Annotated in this window: 10 protein-coding genes; 5 read left to right on the top strand and 5 right to left on the bottom strand. The window is 68.6% G+C overall.

Annotated elements, in window-relative coordinates:
- Positions 1-18: 18 nt before the first annotated feature.
- Positions 19-807: a phosphatase gene (locus KJK29_RS24175; protein ID WP_215121219.1), complete on the top strand. Its 789-nt coding sequence runs from the start codon at positions 19-21 to the stop codon at positions 805-807.
- On the opposite strand, the gene KJK29_RS24170 is transcribed toward KJK29_RS24175, so the two are convergent.
- The 3 genes from KJK29_RS24170 to KJK29_RS24160 form a co-directional block, all read right to left on the bottom strand.
- Positions 804-1,688 (bottom strand): acyl-CoA thioesterase, encoded by an 885-nt coding sequence (locus tag KJK29_RS24170; RefSeq protein WP_215121218.1) that lies wholly within the window; start codon positions 1,686-1,688, stop codon positions 804-806. The genes KJK29_RS24175 and KJK29_RS24170 overlap by 4 nt on opposite strands.
- Positions 1,689-1,723: 35 nt before the next feature.
- Complete coding sequence (locus KJK29_RS24165; protein ID WP_215121217.1) at positions 1,724-2,881, bottom strand: acyl-CoA dehydrogenase family protein; 1,158 nt, start codon at positions 2,879-2,881, stop codon at positions 1,724-1,726.
- A gap of 146 nt (positions 2,882-3,027) precedes the next feature.
- Positions 3,028-3,630: an SACE_7040 family transcriptional regulator gene (locus KJK29_RS24160; protein ID WP_215121216.1), complete on the bottom strand. Its 603-nt coding sequence runs from the start codon at positions 3,628-3,630 to the stop codon at positions 3,028-3,030.
- Between the two features lie 87 nt (positions 3,631-3,717).
- On the opposite strand from KJK29_RS24160, the gene KJK29_RS24155 reads away from it, so the two are divergent.
- From KJK29_RS24155 to KJK29_RS24140, 4 genes are read left to right on the top strand one after another with little or no spacing between them, the layout of a single operon-like run.
- A complete protein-coding gene (locus KJK29_RS24155; protein ID WP_215121215.1) occupies positions 3,718-5,334 on the top strand; it encodes a carboxyl transferase domain-containing protein in 1,617 nt (538 codons plus the stop codon).
- Between the two features lie 14 nt (positions 5,335-5,348).
- A complete protein-coding gene (locus KJK29_RS24150; RefSeq protein WP_215121214.1) occupies positions 5,349-7,262 on the top strand; it encodes an acetyl/propionyl/methylcrotonyl-CoA carboxylase subunit alpha in 1,914 nt (637 codons plus the stop codon).
- The gene (locus KJK29_RS24145; protein WP_215121213.1) at positions 7,262-8,221 is read left to right on the top strand and encodes a hydroxymethylglutaryl-CoA lyase; all 960 of its coding nucleotides are present in this window, start codon (positions 7,262-7,264) and stop codon (positions 8,219-8,221) included. The genes KJK29_RS24150 and KJK29_RS24145 overlap by 1 nt, the downstream gene beginning before the upstream one ends.
- A 5-nt stretch (positions 8,222-8,226) precedes the next feature.
- The gene (locus tag KJK29_RS24140; protein WP_215121212.1) at positions 8,227-9,387 is read left to right on the top strand and encodes an acyl-CoA dehydrogenase family protein; all 1,161 of its coding nucleotides are present in this window, start codon (positions 8,227-8,229) and stop codon (positions 9,385-9,387) included.
- Between the two features lie 595 nt (positions 9,388-9,982).
- Here KJK29_RS24140 and KJK29_RS24135 read toward each other — a convergent pair.
- Both KJK29_RS24135 and KJK29_RS24130 read right to left on the bottom strand, forming a co-directional pair.
- A complete protein-coding gene (locus tag KJK29_RS24135) occupies positions 9,983-16,834 on the bottom strand; it encodes an RHS repeat-associated core domain-containing protein (RefSeq protein ID WP_215121211.1) in 6,852 nt (2,283 codons plus the stop codon).
- A gap of 92 nt (positions 16,835-16,926) precedes the next feature.
- On the bottom strand, positions 16,927-20,538 hold the full coding sequence (locus KJK29_RS24130) for a LamG-like jellyroll fold domain-containing protein (RefSeq protein ID WP_215121210.1): 3,612 nt from the start codon (positions 20,536-20,538) through the stop codon (positions 16,927-16,929).
- Positions 20,539-20,540 lie beyond the last annotated feature (2 nt).

Here is a 20,540-nt window from a genome sequence, read left to right as displayed (position 1 = left end):
TGCTCCACAATGGTTGTCATGCCGATACCCGGGACACCCAGCCGCGCCGAACTCGTCGACCACCTCGTCAGGACGCGCATCGCGGGCGACGTCGCCACCCCCCGCGAGAACAACCTCTCCCACTACCGCAAGCTGGCGAACAACGACCGCCACTACTGGCTCGGCCTGGAACTCGGCGCCCGCTGGACCGACGAGCAGGACGTCCTCGCGGTGATGGCGGAACGGGTGGGTGTGAACGACGACCCGGAGCACCGGTACGGCCAGGACACGATCGACCCGGAGCTGACCGTCGCCGGTCTGGAGCGCATGGCCGGGCGGCTGCGGAAGGCGGCGGACGGGCAGCAGCGGGTGCTGTTCGCCACCGGCCATCCCGGCGGCCTGCTGGACGTGCACGGTGCGACCGCGGCGGCGCTGCGCGCGGCGGGCTGCGAGATCGTCGTCATCCCGGAGGGCCTGACGACCGAGGAGGGCTACGTCATGCAGTTCGCGAACGTGGCGGTGCTGGAGCACGGGGCCACCCTCTGGCACACCCACTCGGGCGAGCCGATGAAGGCGATCCTGACCGCCATGGAGCGTGAGGGCCGCCCGCTGCCCGACCTGGTCGTCGCGGACCACGGCTGGGCGGGGTACGCGGGACAGCACGGCGTCGACTCCGTCGGCTACGCCGACTGCAACGACCCGGCCCTGTTCATCGCCGAGGCCGAGGGCACCGTGCAGGTGACGGTGCCCCTCGACGACCACGTGGTCAGCCCCCGCCACTACGACCCGATGACGGCATACCTGCTGGCGGAGGCGGGCCTCGTCTAACCCTGGTCGCGCGGGACGCGGACCACGCCCTCCTGGATCACGGAGATGGCGAGGCGCCCGTCCTGCGTGTAGATACGGGCCTGTCCCAGTCCCCGGCCGCCGTACGCGGACGGGGACTCCTGGTCGTAGAGCAGCCACTCGTCGGCGCGGAACGGCCGGTGGAACCACATCGCGTGGTCCAGCGAGGCCCCGACCACGTCACCGACGGCCCAGCCGCCCCGCCCGTGCGCGAGCAGCACGGAGTCGAGCAGCGTCATGTCGGAGACGTAGGTGGCGAGGACGATGTGCAGCAGCGGCTCGTCGACCGCGCCGCCCAGTTTGCCGTTGGTGCGGAACCACACCTGTGAGTGCGGTTCGCGCGGCTCGCCGAATTTGCCGTAGGGCGGTTCCTCGACGTACCGCAGGTCGACGGCCGCCCGGGCCTCCGCGAACTTCTCCACGACGGCCGGGTCGATGTGGTCGTAGCCGCGCAGCCGTTCCTCGCCGGTGGGCAGCGTGGCGGGGTCGGGTGCGGCGGGCATCGGCTCCTGGTGGTCCAGCCCGTCCTCGTACGTCTGGAACGACGCCGAGAGGTGGAAGATCGGCTTGCCGTGCTGGACGGCGACCACGCGGCGGGTGGTGAAGGAGCGGCCGTCGCGGATCCGGTCGACGGTGTAGACGATGGGCGCGCCGGGATCCCCGGGGCGCAGGAAGTACGCGTGCAGGGAGTGCGCGGGCCGGTCCTCGGGGACCGTACGCCCGGCGGCGACGAGCGCCTGTGCCGCGACCTGCCCGCCGAAGACCCGGGGGACGACGGCGGACCGGGACCGGCCGCGGAAGATGTTCTCCTCGATCTGCTCGAGGTCGAGCAGATCGAGGAGATCCTGAAGTGCCTGGCTCATGAGATCTGTTGTACCGGCCGTTGACGACAGTCGGTTTACAGGCCCATGTCCTTCGCGATGATCGACTTCATGATCTCGCTGGTGCCGCCGTAGATGCGGTTGACGCGGTTGTCCGCGTACAGGCGGGCGATCGGGTACTCGTTCATGAAGCCGTAGCCGCCGTGCAGCTGGAGGCAGCGGTCGATGACGCGGTGGGCGACCTCGGTGCAGAAGAGCTTCGCGGAGGCGGCCTCGGCGGGGGTCAGCTCGCCGGCGTCCAGGGCCTCCAGCGTGCGGTCGGCGACGGCCTCGGCGGCGTCGACCTCGGCCTGGCAGGCGGCCAGCTCGAACTTGGTGTTCTGGAAGGAGGCGACGGACTTGCCGAAGACGGTGCGGTCCTGCACGTACTCCTTGGCGAACCGGACGGCGGCCTTGGCCTGCGCGTAGGCGCCGAAGGCGATGCCCCAGCGCTCGGAGGCCAGGTTGTGGCCGAGGTAGTAGAAGCCCTTGTTCTCCTCGCCGAGCAGGTCCTCGACCGGGACCTTCACGTCGACGAACGCCAGCTCGGCGGTGTCGGAGGTCTTCAGGCCGAGCTTGTCGAGCTTGCGGCCGACGGAGTAGCCCTCGGACTTGGTGTCCACGGCGAAGAGGGAGATGCCGTGGCGGCGGTCCTCGGCGCTGGGCGCGGCGGTGCGGGCGCAGACGATCACACGGTCGGCGTGGACGCCGCCGGTGATGAAGGTCTTGGCGCCGTTGAGGACGTAGTGCGTGCCGTCCTCGCTCAGCTTGGCGGTGGTCTTCATGCCCGCGAGGTCGGAGCCGGTGCCCGGCTCGGTCATCGCCAGCGCCCACATCTCCTCACCGGAGACGAACTTCGGCAGGAACCGCTTCTTCTGCTCGTCGGAGGCGAGCATCTTGATGTACGGCAGGCCGAGCAGCACGTGCACGCCGGAGCCGCCGAACTGGACGCCCGCGCGCGCGGTCTCCTCGTACATCACGGCTTCGAACTTGTACGAGTCGATGCCGGCGCCGCCGAACTCCTCGTCGACGCGGATGCCGAAGACGCCGAGCTCGGCGAGCTTGTAGTAGAAGTCGCGGGGCGCCTGGCCCGCCGCGAACCACTCGTCGTAGACCGGGACGACCTCGGCCTCGATGAAGGCGCGGATGGTCTCCCGGAACGCCTCGTGATCCTCGTTGAACACCGTACGGCGCACGCCGCCACCTCCACGGACCTCGGTATGTCTAAGCGCTTGCTCACCCCAAGATACCGGCGAGTATCAACCAGCGTCCAGGGTGGGGTTCGTAACGCTCGTCACGCCGACGGGAGCCTGGGCACGGGAGCCTGGGCAAGTGCGGGCCGCTACTCGCCGGCCGCCGCGAACGCCCCCCGCGCCATCCGGTGCAGCAGCTCCGCGACCGCCCCCCGCCCGGCCAGCGCCCCCGCCCTGCCCAGATGCGGCGTGGAGTTCAGCAGCCCGAACACCGAATGCACGGCCGATCGCGCGGCGGGCTCCGCAAGCCCCGGGTAGACCTCGCGGACCACGCCGACCCACAGCTCCACGTACTGCCGCTGCAGCTGCCGCACCATCTTGCGGTCGCTGTCCCGGAGGCGGTCCAGCTCCCGGTCGTGCAGGGTGATCAGTGGACGGTCGTCGAGCGCGAAGTCGATATGCCCCTCGATCAGCGAGTCGAGGACCACCCCGGCCCCCACACCCCCGTCCGCCTCCGCCTCCGACAACCGCCGCTTCGCCCCGGTCAGCAACCGCCCGCTGATCCCCACCAGCAGCTCCGCGAGCATCGCGTCCTTGCCCGCGAAATGCCGGTACAGACCGGGCCCGCTGATCCCCACCGCGGCGCCTATCTCGTCGACCCCGACCCCATGGAAGCCACGCTCGGCGAAGAGCCGGGCGGCCTCCTTGAGGATCTGCTCGCGGCGGGTGGGTGCGTCGGTCCTGGTTGCCATGAAAACAATTCTAGACAGGGAGGTTAGCGGTCGTTAACCTGAAGGAAATGCGTTAACGCTCATTAACAAGGTGAGGGGACCCGCAGGATGTACGAGGCACCGGAGCTCACGACCGCGGCGGACCCCGCGTCGGAGCCCTTTCGGGCCAACGAGGAGGCACACCGCACCCTCGTCGACGAGCTGCGCGCCAAGCTCGCCCGAGCGGCCCAGGGCGGCGGCGAGAAGTCCCGCGCCCGCCACACCGCGCGCGGCAAGCTGCTCCCCCGCGACCGCGTCGACACCCTCCTCGACGCGGGCTCACCCTTCCTGGAGCTGGCCCCGCTCGCGGCCGACGGGATGTACGAGGACCAGGCCCCGGCCGCCGGTGTCATCGCCGGCATCGGCCGGGTCAGCGGCCGCGAGACCGTGATCATCGCCAACGACGCCACCGTCAAGGGCGGCACGTATTACCCGATGACGGTCAAGAAGCACCTCCGCGCCCAGGAGGTCGCCCTCGACAACCGCCTCCCCTGTGTCTACCTCGTGGACTCCGGCGGCGCCTTCCTCCCCATGCAGGACGAGGTCTTCCCCGACCGCGACCACTTCGGCCGGATCTTCTACAACCAGGCCCGTATGTCCGGCGCCGGCATCCCCCAGATCGCCGCCGTCCTCGGCTCCTGCACGGCCGGCGGGGCGTACGTCCCGGCGATGAGCGACGAGGCGGTGATCGTCCGCGAGCAGGGCACGATCTTCCTCGGCGGCCCGCCCCTGGTGAAGGCGGCCACCGGCGAGGTCGTCACCGCGGAGGAGCTGGGCGGCGGCGAGGTCCACTCCCGCGTCTCGGGCGTCACCGACCACCTCGCGGAGAACGACGCGCACGCCCTGCGCATCGTCCGCACCATCGTCTCCACGCTCCCCGCGCGCGGGACGCTCCCCTGGGAGGTCACGCAGGCGACGGAACCCAAGGTCGACCCCCAGAGCCTCTACGGCGCGGTCCCGGTCGACTCGCGCACGCCCTACGACGTGCGCGAGATCATCGCCCGGGTCGTCGACGGCTCCCGGTTCGCCGAGTTCAAGTCCGAGTTCGGCCAGACCCTGGTCACCGGCTTCGCCCGGATCCACGGCCACCCGGTGGGCATCGTCGCCAACAACGGCATCCTGTTCTCCGAGTCCGCCCAGAAGGGCGCCCACTTCATCGAGCTGTGCGACCAGCGCGGCATCCCCCTGGTCTTCCTCCAGAACATCTCCGGCTTCATGGTCGGCAAGGACTACGAGGCGGGCGGCATCGCCAAGCACGGCGCCAAGATGGTCACGGCGGTGGCCTGCACCCGCGTGCCGAAGCTGACGGTCGTGGTGGGCGGCTCCTACGGCGCGGGCAACTACTCGATGTGCGGCAGGGCGTACTCCCCCCGCTTCCTGTGGATGTGGCCGAACGCCAAGATCTCCGTCATGGGCGGCGAGCAGGCCGCCTCGGTCCTCGCGACCGTCAAGCGCGACCAGCTGGAGGCGCGCGGCGAGTCCTGGCCGGCGGCGGACGAGGACGCCTTCAAGGCCCCGATCCGCGCCCAGTACGAGCGGCAGGGCAGCGCCTACTACGCGTCGGCCCGCCTCTGGGACGACGGTGTGATCGACCCGCTGGACACCCGTCAGGTCCTGGGACTGGCCCTGACCGCGTGCGCCAACGCGCCCCTGGGTGACCCCCAGTTCGGCGTCTTCCGGATGTGAGGGGACGGACGACGATGTTCGAGACAGTGCTTGTGGCCAACCGGGGCGAGATCGCCGTACGCGTCATCCGTACGCTGCGGTCGATGGGCGTGCGCTCGGTGGCCGTCTTCTCCGACGCGGACGCCGACGCCCGGCATGTCCGCGAGGCGGACACGGCGGTGCGGATCGGCCCGGCCCCGGCGTCGGAGAGCTATCTGTCGGCGGAGCGCCTGCTGGAGGCCGCCGCCCGCACCGGCGCCCAGGCGGTCCACCCCGGCTACGGCTTCCTCGCCGAGAACGCCGCCTTCGCGCGGGCGTGCACCGAGGCGGGCCTGGTCTTCATCGGCCCTCCGGCGGACGCGATCTCCCTCATGGGCGACAAGATCCGCGCCAAGGAGACCGTCATGGCCGCCGGGGTCCCCGTGGTTCCCGGTGGACGCGACCCGGACCTGGCCGAGGCAGCCCGTGAGCTGGGCGCGCCCGTGCTGCTGAAGCCGAGCGCGGGCGGCGGCGGCAAGGGCATGCGCCTGGTGCGGGACCTGACCCGGCTGGAGGAGGAGATCGCCTCGGCCCGCCGCGAGGCCCGCGCCTCCTTCGGCGACGACACGCTCCTGGTGGAGCGCTGGATCGACCGCCCCCGGCACATCGAGATCCAGGTCCTGGCCGACGGACACGGCAATGTCGTGCACCTGGGCGAGCGCGAGTGCTCCCTCCAGCGCCGCCACCAGAAGATCATCGAGGAGGCGCCGAGCGTCCTCCTCGACGAGGGGACGCGTGCCGCGATGGGCGAGGCGGCGGTCCAGGCGGCCCGCTCCTGCGGCTACCGGGGCGCGGGCACGGTGGAGTTCATCGTCAACGGCGGCGACCCGTCCTCGTACTACTTCATGGAGATGAACACCCGTCTCCAGGTGGAACACCCGGTCACGGAGCTGATCACCGGCCTGGACCTGGTCGAGTGGCAGCTGCGGGTGGCGGCCGGCGAGCCTCTCGGTTTCGCCCAGGAGGACGTGACCCTGACCGGTCACGCGGTGGAGGCCCGTATCTGCGCCGAGGACCCGGCCCGCGGCTTCCTCCCCTCCGGCGGCACGGTCCTGCGCCTGCGCGAACCGCAGGGCGACGGCATCCGCACCGACTCGGGCCTCACCGAGGGCACGGAGGTCGGCAGCCTCTACGACCCGATGCTCTCCAAGGTCATCGCCTACGGCCCCGACCGCGCGACCGCCCTGCGCAAGCTCCGCTCGGCCCTGGCGGAGACGGTGACGCTCGGCGTGCAGACGAACGCCGGATTCCTGCGCCGCCTGCTCGCCCACCCGGCGGTCATCGCGGGCGACCTGGACACGGGCCTGGTCGAGCGCGAGGTCGAGGGGCTGATCCCCACGGACGTACCGGAGGAGGTCTACGAGGCGGCGGCGGCCGTACGCCTGGAGGCGCTGACGCCCGAACCCGGCGGGTGGACGGACCCGTTCTCGGTCCCGTCGGGCTGGCGTCTGGGCCGCAGGCCGAAGCCGCCGTCCTTCCATCTGAGGGTGCAGGAGGAGCTGGAGCACACCCCGCGCGGCACCGCCGCGGTCACCGGCGACCATGTCTCGGTCACCCTGGACGGCGTCCGCCACGCCTTCCACCGTGCCGCCGACTGGCTCGGCCGCGACGGCGACGCCTGGCACGTGCGCGACCACGACCCGGTGGCGGCGTCGCTCAGCCGCGCGGCCCACGCGGGCGCCGACTCCCTCACCGCGCCCATGCCCGGCACGGTGACGGTGGTGAAGGTCGCCGTCGGCGACGAGGTGACGGCGGGCCAGAGCCTGCTGGTCGTGGAGGCGATGAAGATGGAGCACGTCATCTCCGCCCCGCACGCCGGGAAGGTCACGGAGCTGGACGTGGCGCCGGGCTCGACGGTCGCCATGGACCAGGTCCTGGCGGTCATCGCACCCCACGAGGAGGCGGAGTGATGACGGCCCACGGTCTCCCGATGACGGTCCCCGCCGAGGACCTCCCCTCCCGCGTCCGCATCCACGAGGTGGGCGCCCGCGACGGCCTGCAGAACGAGAAGGCGACGGTCCCGACGGAGATCAAGGCGGAGTTCATCCACCGCCTGGCCGACGCGGGCCTGTCGACGATCGAGGCGACGAGCTTCGTCCACCCCAAGTGGGTGCCCCAACTGGCGGACGCGGAAGCGCTGTTCCCTCTGCTCGGCGATCTCGACGCCGCCCTCCCGGTCCTGGTCCCGAACGAACGCGGCCTGGACCGCGCCCTGGCCCTCGGAGCCCGCCGGATCGCGGTCTTCGCCAGCGCCACGGAGTCCTTCGCCAAGGCCAACCTCAACCGCACGGTGGACGAGGCCCTGGCGATGTTCGACCCCGTCGTCACCCGCGCCAAGACGGAGGGGGCCCAGGTCAGGGGCTACCTCTCCATGTGCTTCGGCGACCCCTGGGAGGGCGCGGTCCCGATCCCCCAGGTGGTGAAGGTCTGCAAGGCCCTGACGGACATGGGCTGCGACGAGCTGAGCCTGGGCGACACCATCGGCGTCGCGACCCCCGGCCATGTGGTCGCGCTCCTCGCGGCGCTGGACGAGGCGGGCATCCCGCCCACCGCCCTCGCCGTCCACTTCCACGACACCTACGGCCAGGCCCTCTCCAACACCCTCGCGGCGCTCCAGCAGGGCGTGACGACCATCGACGCCTCGGCGGGGGGCCTCGGCGGCTGCCCGTACGCGAAGTCGGCGACCGGCAATCTCGCCACCGAAGACCTCGTGTGGATGCTGCGGGGCCTCGGCATCGACACCGGAATCGACCTCGGCCGCCTCGTCGCCACGAGCGCGTGGATGGCCACCCACCTGGGCCGACCCAGCCCGTCCCGCACCGTCCGAGCCCTGTCCCACGAGGACTTCGTGGACCCCGAGGAGCACTGATCACGATGGATTACCGACTCTCCCCCGAGCTGGAGGAACTCCGCCGCACGGTAGAGGAGTTCGCGCACGAGGTGGTGGCGCCCAAGATCGGCGACTTCTACGAGCGGCACGAGTTCCCGTACGAGATCGTCCGCGAGATGGGCCGCATGGGCCTGTTCGGCCTGCCGTTCCCCGAGGAGTACGGCGGCATGGGCGGCGACTACCTCGCGCTGGGCGTGGCCCTGGAGGAACTGGCGAGGGTCGACTCCTCCGTCGCCATCACGCTCGAAGCCGGAGTCTCGCTGGGCGCGATGCCGGTCTTCCGCTACGGCACGGAAGCCCAGAAGCGAGAGTGGCTCCCCCGCCTGTGCTCGGGCGAACTCCTGGGCGCGTTCGGCCTGACGGAGCCGGACGGCGGCAGCGACGCGGGCGCGACCCGGACGACGGCCCGCCTGGACTCCTCCACGAACGAGTGGGTGATCAACGGCACCAAGTGCTTCATCACCAACTCGGGCACGGACATCACGGGCCTGGTGACGGTCACGGCGGTCACCGGCCGCTCCCCGGACGGCAAGCCGCACATCTCCTCGATCATCGTCCCGTCGGGCACCCCCGGCTTCACGGTCGCCGCCCCCTACTCCAAGGTCGGCTGGAACGCCTCGGACACCCGCGAGCTGTCCTTCTCGGACGTCCGCGTCCCGGCCGCCAACCTCCTGGGCGAGGAGGGCCGCGGCTACGCCCAGTTCCTCCGCATCCTCGACGAGGGCCGCATCGCGATCGCCGCCCTGGCGACGGGCCTGGCGCAGGGCTGCGTGGACGAGTCCGTCAAGTACGCCAAGGAGCGCCACGCCTTCGGCAAGCCCATCGCCGCCAACCAGGCCATCCAGTTCAAGATCGCCGACATGGAGATGAAGGCCCACACGGCCCGCCTCGCCTGGCGCGACGCGGCAGCCCGCCTGGTGGCCGGCGACCCCTTCAAAAAGGAAGCGGCCCTCGCGAAGCTCCACTCGTCGACCGTAGCCGTGGACAACGCCCGCGAGGCCACCCAGATCCACGGCGGCTACGGCTTCATGAACGAGTACCCGGTCGCCCGCATGTGGCGCGACTCCAAGATCCTGGAGATCGGCGAGGGCACGAGCGAGGTACAGCGGATGCTGATCGCGCGGGAGTTGGGGTTGGTTGGCTGACACCAGCCGGTTGGCGTCAACTACTGCCGTCACCCCATGCAGAAGCCCCGTCAGGACACACCTGACGGGGCCTCAACTTTGCAGTTCGGAATGGCGCGGGAAGGTCGGCATCCCCTAGGGGAACTACACCCTCACGCCGCATGCGAGAAAACTGGGCGAGACCCCTGAATATAGCCTCGCCCGTTCCTGCGAGCGTCAAGAAGCTACTTACCTTCTCCCCTCAGCAAGATCTGAACCTTTGACGGAAACTGCGGATCATCCACCATTACCGAACAAATCACAGACCCACGGAATCCCGTGAATTGCATTCGGGCGTATTCGTTCGGGTCGTGCAATACGAGCCACCCGGACGGGCATGGGAGTGTCACCTCAAAGAGGTTCGCAGGGAGCACCGCAGACGGATCCGACTTCCATACCTCGCATTCGACAGGACCATCGACACTGGCCTGAACGCCGAAGATGAGTGAACTGCCCTCTCGATACCAGCTGCTCGACACCGGGTCCCAGTCGCTGACGTCATCGTCACTTCCCGCATCCCGCAAGATCAGGCATCCGTGCTCGATTTTTGCCAGGAATGCAACCACAGGGCTATTAGCTACCATTCCTTCTTGCTCTTTCCTTGTGAAAGTTGTGAGACGACCCCACCCTGCCTCCTAGCGCAAGGCAGGCAGTGAGGATACGCCGTCTGAGGAGATCCGGGATCGACGAGACTAGACGGCGGCTGATGATCTGGAATCCAGTCCCCGTCCTTGGTGCCGGGGGTCGTGGCATCGCAAGTGTGACAGCCGTGCTTATTTCCGGATTCATTGATCAGATCTCGAACGCCATCTGCTTCAATGTCACCGTTCTCCAGACCTACTCCCTCTCGGGCATTCGGGCCAGCGCCCAGCGTCAGATCGCACTTCTGACCTGGCGTTGCATTGTGAGCGAGAACCGGCGTCTCGCCCGCCAGCACATAGTACGTGTGCAAGTCGCTGACGGTGAGGTTGTGAACCGTGGCCGAACCGGCGGTCCACCGCTCCACGGAAGTGACCTGGACACGCATCCCCGCGCCGGTCAGTAGCCCTTCCCCCGCCTTCAGATCAGTGGCGTCGACCCACTCCCTCAGCGCAGGCACCCAGAACGGGTGACCATCGGTCGCCGTGACCGAAGCCGTCTTCGCGCCCCTCTTGCCGTCGACGTCCACCGTGATCTCGACGAGGTGTTTGAGGCCCTTGCCCTTGATCTCGGCTGTGACCGTCTCGACCTTGGTCTCGCCCGTCTTCGGGTCGGTCGCCAAGACCTTGTCGCCGATGTCGACGTCCTTGATCTTCTTGGCGGAACCGTCGGCCATCAACACCTTGGTATCGGGCGTGAAGCTGTTGCAGCCCACGGCCTCCGTCGCCTCGTCGGCCGCCTTGCCGCTCTTGCGCCAGTCCTGGAAGCTGTCCCACAATCTGCGGCTCAGGCCCCCGATCCGTTTGATCAGGGCCCAGGCCTTGTCCATCTTGTTCCAGTACTTCGCGGCCAGCCGTGCCAGCGGTCCGCCGGCCACGAGTGACGACACCACGTTGAGTGCCGTGGCCCCGCAGGAGCCCAACGCCCCCGTGGTGAAGCAGTCGAGCGCATCGGTGATGCCCAGCTCGTCCGCGACTATCGTCGCCAGTTCCTTGGCGACGGCGACCGTCCGCTGCTTGGCAGCGTCCGCCCTGGCCTGCTGCTGACGCGCCCGGTGCTGGGCCGGCGCCTCCTTCGGCTTCTTGACGCCGTAGTAGGTGTAGTAGGTGTCCGTCGCCTTGACATCCCACCCGCCGTTGCGTTCCGGGGTGCAGGTGATCCCGACGTGAATGCAGTCGTCGGGCTTCAGGCCGCTCGGGTCGGAGAAGGTGACCGGATTGTTGTTGCTGTACGAGTAGCCGTTGATCTGCTGCGGGTCGGTGTGGTCGATGATCGGGTCCGCCGATATGAAGCGGCCCGTGTCGGAGTCGTACTCGCGTGCCCCGAGCGTGGTCAGGCCCGTGGACGCCTGCACTGTGCCGCCCACGAATCCCTTGTCGTTGACCCAGCCCGGTGATGACGCCGACGACTTGGACTCGTCACGGGCGTTTCCGAACGGGTCCGTGCGGCGGCGCGTCGTCTCGCCGGTCTTCGCGTTGACCGCCAGTTGCGCCGTGCCCTGGTGGTCCGACGCCAGGTAGTGGACGCCGCCCGCTTCCCGCATGGCGATCCGCATGCCGCCGAACGAGTAGTAGCGGGTCGCCGTCACTTTGGACGTGGACTTGTCCAGGTGCAGTTCCATACCCGGCAGGTAGAACGTCTTCTCACCGGAGGTGTCCCTGAGGATCCGCTCGCCCGCAGCGTTGTACGTGTACCGCGTCACCGTGCCGTCGGCGTTCGTGACCTTCGTGAGCTCGCCCTGCTTGTCCCAGTCCAGGGACTGGGTGTCACCGTTCAGGACTCGTGTCTTCGTGTTTCCGGACACGTCGTACGTATAGGTGTCCTGAGAAGTGACCGCGGGCGTGGTGCTCGTGGCCGCCTTCTTCTCCACGACCGACGACACCGTGTGCGGACCGGAATCCGTGCCGTTCGGGCCGGACTTCTCCCCGTAGGCATAGGTCCGCGTGGAGGTCGGCGCGCCGTTCAGGCCGTGCCGGACCTCCCTCTTGCGGTTGCCGATCGCGTCATAGGCGTACTCCGTCCAGTACGGGGACACCCCTCCGACCGTCGAGGACGACGCCCCGGCCGTGCAGGCCGCGTCCGCGCTGCCCGTGCCCTTGGCTCCGTTCGATGTCACCGACGAGGTCCACGCGTCGGTGAGACGGCGCAGGCCGTCGTATCCGAAGCACTGCACGTCGCTCGGGCCGCTGCCGGGCGTGTCCGCGATCGAGAGGACATCCCCGACAGCGTTGTACGTGAAGTCCGCGTCGTAGGCGGCGCTGGACGCGCCCTCCACCCTGACGCTCGTGTTGATCAGGCGATGCGTCCCGACCTCGAACGTGTTGTTGAGCAGCGTCTTCTTCGCGGCCGACTCGCCGGTGAACAGTTCCACCTGCTCCAGGTCCGAGGTCGGCGAGTACGACACGCTGGTGACGTAACTGAGTCCGCCCAGCGAGGAGTTGAGCCCTGTCGCCCGCTGCAGCCCGTCGTAGGTGTGGCCGAGGGCCTCGGCGGGCAGACCGCCCGCCGCGGGCAGGCCCTCGCCCTTCAGTGTCCCGTCGTCGTTGTACTGTGCGGTGAACTCGTACGTCCCGCCCAGCTGCGGCTCGGCCGTCTTCGACAGGAAGTACTTCGTCGAGACCGGCTGGTAGTCGTTGTCGGCGTCGAGGGTCGGATAGGTGACCGACGAGTGGATCGCGTTGTCCTTGTAGGAGTAAACGCCGTACAACTCGCCCTTGGCGACGGAGTCGTACGTCGACATAGACAGCTTGGTACCGGTCTCCGGCTCCCCCTGCCAGGTGGAGACGGCCCTGCCCAGCTCGTCGTACTTGGTCGACGTCTTGTCACCGTTGACCGTCACCGACGTCTGACGGTCCAGGGCGTCGTAGGTGAACTCCGACGTGCCGGTGTCAGGGTCGACAGCCTTCTTCTTGCGGCCCAGTTGGTCGTATGTGTACGTCCAGGCGTTTCCGGCGTCGTCCGTCACCTTCTGGAGCTGGCCGGCCGGGGTGTAGCCGTAGGACGTGGTGACCGCGTCACCGTCCTCGGGGTACTGGATCTGATGGGTGGTGCGCTCGCGGGCGTCCTTCACGACCGTGGTCTTCGTGCCGCCTGTCGGCGGAGTCGTGGTGACGCGGTCGCCACCGTGGGCGTACGACGTGCGGTGCTTCTCCTCGCCCTGCACATTGAAGACGGAGGCGGTGACCCTGCCGGCCCCGTCGTACTCCGTCACCGTCTGCCCGGTGAGGTCGGCGTTGACCGGCTCGAAGAGCTTCGAGGACGGGGCGCCCGCAGCGTAGTAGGTGTTGTTGACCTCTACCACGCGGTTGGAACCGTCGTAGAGGGTGTCGGCGACCATTCGGCCGCCACCTGGCCCCTCTGTCTGCTCCTGCCGGGGCCGCAGCAGGCCGTCGTACAGCGTCCATTCGCTGCCGTACGACTTGCCGTCCTCCTCAATCTTCTGTGTGTGCACGGCGGTCGCGTCGTCGCCCGCGCGGACCAGGTACTCGTACTTGATCGACGGACTCAGACCGATGCGGTCGGGGAGCCGGACCGAGGTCAGGCGGCCCAGCCCGTCGTACGCCAGCTCGGTGCGCCGCTTGTTCTGGTCGACCTTGGCAGTCGGCACACCCCACTGCGGTGCGTACTCCGTGGTGGCCGTCCAGCCCGCCCTGTTGGTCACCACCGACTTGGTGGCCAGGCCGTACGTCTCCGTGTACGCGGTCGACGTGGTGTACGCCGTCGAGGACGAGGCCGTCTCCGCGTCCTTCACCACGAGCGGACGGCCGAAGTCGTCGTACGTCGTCACGGCGGTCGTCCGGTACGTCGCCGTCTGGCCGCTGTGCGACTCCAGCCGCTTGGTCGTGGTCACATCCCCCCTGACCGGCGCGGCGCCCAGCGTGGTGGAGCCGTCGTAGAACGACAGGTCGTCGGAGATGACCTGCGTGCTGCGATCGGGCGCCACGGCGCACTCGACGGCGACCTTCTCCACGCGCGAGACGTACGCGTACATGTGCCGGCTCTCGCTGTCCGCGTACTCGGTGCGGACGCACTGGTTGTCGGCGACACCGACCTCGCCATAGTCATCGACTTGGCGGATCCGGCCGGTCACCGGGTCGTACGAGGTGGTCGCCCGGGTGCGCCGCCAACCACCGGTGGCGAGGGCCACATAGGTGTCGGTCGAACCGTTCGCCGTGTAGCGCGCTCTGCGGGTGCCCCAGCTCTCTGCATCGGTCGCCGTCACCACGGTCCACGGCACCATCACCGACTTCTCGGTGACCTGGGAGCCGTCGTAGGTGATGGTTTCGAGTTCCTGGCCGGCCTTCCAGTCCGTGTCCTCGTACGAAACTCCGTTGGAGTCGGTCACCGATGCCGAGCGGGCGGTGCCGCCGGCATTCACATCACCGTCCAGGCCGCGGAAGAAGACGTGCTCGGTCTTGGTGTTGGAGGCCGAGTTGGTGCCCTTCGATGTGACGACGCGCACCTTGCCGTAGCCACGCCAGTCGCCCCACGTGCGGTACTCCGCCTTGCTGATGCCGTCGGCCCTGCTCTTGCGCCAGCCGGCGTCACCGACATAGGTGTAGGAGGTGATCTGGTCGGGGTTGCCACCGGTGAGGTCGGTCTCGGTCACGGACTCGACCACGTACTTGTGGAACCAGTCGAGGATGGGATCCTCCTCGCCCGGCGGGTTCCACTTCACCGGGAAGCAGCGCCTCTTGGAGGCGTCCTCGGCCGGCAGGTCGGCAGGAGTGCACTCGGCGGGAGCGTAGGCGACGCTGAGCGCGCCGCCTGTCTCGTTCTCCACGCCCGACAGGCGGTAGCGGTGGAAGGGCTGAATGTTGTCGCCGGGCTTGTCGACGCGGTTGGGGAACTGCTTGCCGTACAGCTTGACGGACGGGAGGGACGCATCGGTGCCGGCCTTGCCGGTGTGGTCGATGCGGTCGAGCCACAGGGCCTTGGAGCCGTCACCGTTGTCGGTCAGCAGGTGGGTGAGACTCCACTCGTCGACCGGGCTGTACTGGGAGTCGCCGGTACGAATCTGAGTGGTGATCTTCGTCAGCTTCTTGCGGGTCCAGAAGGTAGGCGAGTTCTGACCCACGCACTTGGTGCTCGCCTTGCAGTTCTGATCCCAGGGCACGTCCGGCCATCTGGCGGCCGTGGCGTCCGTGAGATCTCCGGGCTCGCAGTCGGTCAGCGCGCCGAGACAGCGTTCCCCGGTGGTGAAGACGACCTGGGCCGCAGGCTTGGTCGAGTACGCCTTGTTCTCGCGCTGGCCGTAGTCGATGCGCTTGAGGTACCCACCACGGACGTACGGCTTGCCGTTCTCGCCCGTCTTCAGGCCCTGGGTGTAGTGGTTCATCTCCTTGCCGTAGAAGAACGACATGGCGTTGCCGTGCGGGTCGATGACGTGGTCGAGATTCCAGCGCCAGGCCTGATCGCAGTGTGCGTCGGCGAACGTCGCCTTGTAGCAGGGCTCCTTGAGATCGTCGCCGTAGACGGGGACCGTCCAGGTGGAGTCGGTCTCCTCGTTGCCGCTGCTGTATCCGGGCAGCCGGTTGCGGCCGAAGAAGTACTGCGTGCCGTCGGTGGTCGTCAGCTTCCAGTACTCGCCGTTGTTGTCACCGTTGGTGGTACCGGTCAGCTTCTCGATCTTGGAGTTGTCGTCGTTGCTGAGCCGCCATCTGTCCTTCTCGTCGTCCATGATGATCTCGCCGGACGAGCCGCCGGCCAGGACGAGTGTGGCGTTGTCGTACGCCCAGCACTGGTCGCCATAGGTGTCGTCGTGGCCGTCGTCGGCGCAGGGCTTGTAACGGCGCTCGATGTGGCCGGGCTCGTAGGAAAAGCCCTGCCCGACCCACGAGCCCTGGTTGTTGGTCGTGGCCGTCTGGCCGTCGATCGACTGGGAGTTGTAGCCCAGGCCGACACTGGGTCGCAGGCCACCGGGTACGGGCGGCGTGGTCAGCGGATAGGTCCAGGTGAAGGCGCCGGACCGAGTGTCGACGCCCCACTCGGACGAAGAGGAGAGGCCGGTGGCCTTGTAGTCCCCGCCGTCACCACCGCCGCTCGCAGTGGCGGCAAGGACGGTGGCGGAGGCGGCATTCGACCGGGCCTGGTGGAGTTGAGGGGCCGGGCCGGAAGCGTCTCCGGCGGCACTCACCGTCGCCGTCAGCGTTTCCGCCACCGCGTTGTTGGAGCTCTTCAGCTGCGTCGGTGTCGAGCAGCCCTTCTCTTCCGGCGTCGTCAGCACGCATGCCGGATACTGGACGAGGCGCAGCCTGGAGCCGTAGCTGCCGCCGTATGCGCCGGCGAAGTCCGAGTAGTCCAGGGTGACCTGAGCGCTGCCCTTGGCGGCCTCACCGTCGGAGCGGGCCACGGTGAACAGGACGCCGTCGACGCCGGCCGCCTGAGCCACCTTCCGGCCGAGCACCTCGACGCGTATGGACTCTGCGGCCTTCTTGCCTCCGGCCGCCTTCGCCCGCACCGGCAGCCCAGCGGCCTTGACGGCCTTGCCGGACAGCTCGACCCCGGCACTGCCCGCCGCAGGCCAGCGCACGTCGTCGGCCTGACGGACCGCCGCTTTCTCAGCCTGGTCGGTCTTCTTGAAGGCCTTGGGCTCTGCGGTCCTGCCACGGACCGGATCGTCCAGGTTCGTCTGCGCCTTGGGCCACTTCATGCCCTCATCGGCGGCGGCTTCGGGTGCGTACTGCGGAAGCAAGCCTGTCGACAACGCCAGGCCGAGCAGCACCGCCGCACCACGACGGCCGCTGCGCCAGGCCGGTCTGCGCGACCGGAACCATGGGGGCGAGGACATGACATCTCCATGAGGTATCGGGGGGAGTAAGAGCGCAGGGGCCGGTGGTGCGGACGCCATACTGCGCCGCCCGCACCACGGGATGGGAGGTGTTACGCGGAGGACTCTTCGATGGCGGCGCCGGCCGGCAGGACCGCCACCAGCGCCATCAACGCGGCATCCAGCGGGCCCTGATACATACGGACTTCGTCGACAGCACCGGAGAAGTACTCCTGCGCCGCCGCTCCGGTCCGCGCCCTGCCGACCTGGAGGCTCGTCTTGCTGAAGTCCCAGGTGTTGTCCCAGGACGCCTTGCCCACTGCAGCGCCGTTGACATAGAGGAGCACCTCGCCGAAGACCGCGTTGTAGACCAGTGCGAGGTGGTCTCCTGCTCCCTGTGAACTGGGCAGGTGGGCCGCGTCGGGAACAGAGACGGCCGTCGCGGAGACCGCATCCTCGCTGGTGGCCACGAGCTGCCACCGGGCGGCTGCGGCGCTGTACCGCACCTTGATCGCGCTGCCGTTGGTGCCGGACAGGGCCAACACCGTCTGGTCCCTCGTCGGATTCGCCGAGGCCAGCCGGGCGCGAGCCGTCAGCGTGAAGCTGTCCTGCGCGGAGAGCCGCCCGGCGGGTCGCGTCGCGTGGGCACCGGTGCCGTTCAGGGCCAAGTGCCCATCTCCCCACAGCGGTGCGGCCGGAGGAACGCACTCGGGGTCGGCAGCGGGGTCGCAGGAGTCGTCCGGAACGTACACGGAGGCACCGCCGCCGAGTGTCAGACCGGTACCGCCCGCCATCTCCGGGGAGATGCCGTTCGCCGCCTCGTCCAGCTGCCAGTAGGCGAGCTGGCGGGGCTGGATACCGCCGAGTTCTTGTCCTTCAGTGGGCGGGATGACGCGGTCGTGAAGTTTGACGTCGGCGATGCTGCCCTTGAAGTGGTTGGTGTATCCCTCAAGCGAGATCCTTCGGCCTATCTGAAGGGCTCCAACGGCGTTCCACTTCGTGTGGCGGGCCTGTACGTCATCGGCGACGAGCACACCGTTGACGTACAACATCATCTTGCCGAGTTCGATGTCATACACGCCGATGAGATGGGTCCAGCTGCCGGCCACGGCCGCGGCACCGGAGACCTTCCACGAGCCGAGCGACTCGATGTCGCTCACCGGAATGCGGAAGCTCCACGAGGAGGAATCGACGTCGTACCCCAGCTCGAAACCCGGCTGGGCGGTACCGTCCTGGCTGACGACGGTGACGTTCTCGGTGGGCAGCGAGGGCAACATCACCCAGGCGCTCACGGAGAAGGTGCCGCCCGTGTCGACAGCGGGTTCGCCCGCGTCGAGGTAGGCGTTCTCGGTCCCGTTCAGCGATGCCGCGGTGTCGGTCGGGCCCAACGGCCCCTCCGTTCCGAACGTCACCCCCGTGCCGGCGGTGGCATCCGGCGCACCGCTGCTGCCCGCGGCCTTCGAGGAGTTCCTGGCATCACCGAGCGTCCAGGCCGCCGCCGGCGCACGGCCGTCGCTGACCAGGAAGACATGGCTGGTCGGTGTCTTCTGGGGGTTCCCCGCACCGTCGACCGCGGTTACATGCAGGGTGTACGAACCCTCGGCCGGCGGCATCCAGCGGATGGTCGCCGGACCACCCACGGGCCGGGCCTCCGCCGTTTTCCGTGTGGTGTCAGCTCGCGGACCGGTGAAGTAGTACCTGTACTGCGTCACGTCCGCGGCCGGCGAGTCCATGGTGAAGTCGCCGTAGTCGCCGACACCGGCATGCCATTCGTCGTCGCTCGGATACCGGGACGACGTGATCGCCGCAGCCTGCGGCTTGCTGTCGTCCAGGATGAACTCGCATCGCGTCTGGCCACCGTCGGTCGACCAGGGCCCTGACGCCTTCTGGTCGTAGCCACGGACCGCCCAGGCGATGGTGGTGTTCTTCGGGAGGGAGAAGCCTGGTTTGCCGTCCGCCGACAGGTCGGAACCGACGGTGTACTTGAAGGTCGCCTGGCCGGTCTGGCCGTCCTTGCTCGCGTCGAACGTGCTCTTCTTGCCCGTCTTCGCGTAGTGGACGACCTCGCCACCGGAGCTGTTGGTCCACCACACCTTGAACTCGGCCTGAAGGGTTTCCGAGTTGGAGCCCAGGTCTCCATGGTCGTAGTCCTTGACGACGGCGTACAGGGTGGGCGGCTTGGTCACGTAGTGCTCGGTGGCGCTTCCGTACTCGCACCTGCCGCCGGGCGTCATGTTCAGGTCGTCCTGCTCAGGCCGGAGCGGTGGCCGGTTGTACGTCACCGAGAGGTGTCCGTTGCCGCAGAAGCGCTTCCAGTACGAGGTGTCGGACTCGCTGCCCGCCTTGAGCCGGAACGTCGTGGTGTCCCAGCCGCTGTCGGCGGCCTTCTGGATCGTGCCCGTCACACCGAAGCGCACGTTCTGGTTGGTCGCGGTGCACGAACCAGCCGGATTGGTCGGAGACTTGGATGTGATCGTCTCCTTCGAGGAAGGCTGGTTCGACCAGTTCGTCGACGAGTTGATCGCGCTCGCGCCCGTGCTGTTGACCCGGGCGAGCTGTACCTCACGTCCGGAGTCGCTGTAGGTGTGCACCATCGTCACGGCGAACTCGGCGTCGACGATGTCCTTGCCCTTGAATCCGCCGGTCGGTATCGCGAAGAACTGGCGCTTGACGTCATGGCTACTGGAGCAGCGGTACGACACGTCGGTGGGGCACCGTCCCACGCCTTCGTCGTCGTCGAACTTCCAGAACTCGGCGCTCGAGTGGTGCGACGACACCATGGTCCAGCCACTGCGGTTCGCTGTCTTGACCACGGGGTCGATGTAGACCGGATAGACGGTGTCCGGGTCGGCGAGCATGTTCGCGTCGGGGGTGAGGGTCATGGTGCCCGGCTCCAGGTCCACGGCGACATCGGTGACCTGGACACCATCCGGCGGAGTGATCGTTTCTCCGTCGGACGCTCCAGGGGCGGCCGGCTGTTGAGCCGCCCCTTCGTGGGAGTCCCACATGACCGGCTGTGGCGCTTCGAAGACGCTCCCCCCGGACCCGCTGTCAGTGGCGGCGAGCCCGCCGTCCTCGGTCTCCGACAGCTCCAGCGAGGAAGTGTCGACGGGCAGTTCGAGCCGCGCCAGCTCGGGGTTGGCCGCGGCCGCGGCGTTCCTGACGACCAGGAGGTGCGAGAAGCCCTCGGCGCTCGCTGTGACCTTCAGGTCGACGCCCTGCAGGACGTCGGCGTACGTGGCTGTGGGGCCGTCCGTCTTCGGCTCGGGGAGTTCGTCCGGCCAGTTCAGGGACAGCGTGTGGCCGTCCTTCTCTATCTCGGCGAAGGTGGTGTCCCCACCGCCGGAGAAGGACATCGCGGTCAGCGCGGCCTTCGGCGCGAAGGTGCCGTTCTTCTGCTCGACCAGAGTGGTGTCGATGTCCGTCCAGGTGCCGTTCTTCCGCGTGCGAACCGGTTTGACGTACTCAGTGCTGGTGAAGGTCCCGTCCGGATTGGCGACGGTGGTGCTGCGCTCGCTACGCAGGCCGATGATCTCCACCGGCTTGCCGGATTTCGCTGCCCGCACCCGGGCGTCGGTCATGCTGAGGGCCGGGACGTCGGTGTCGTTGCCCGTGGGCGCGGCCTGGGCGACCGCCTGCTCGGCAGCGGGTGCCCCGCTCATGCCTGCAGCCAGCAGCGCCGTGAGCGTGGCGACGACAGCGGCATTACGGCGTCGGGTCTTCATCG

The sequence above is a fragment of the Streptomyces koelreuteriae genome (genome assembly GCF_018604545.1).
Lineage (GTDB): Bacteria > Actinomycetota > Actinomycetes > Streptomycetales > Streptomycetaceae > Streptomyces > Streptomyces koelreuteriae.
The sequence above is the reverse complement of the archived record's forward strand: the minus strand, read 5'-3'. Positions and strand labels throughout refer to the sequence as shown.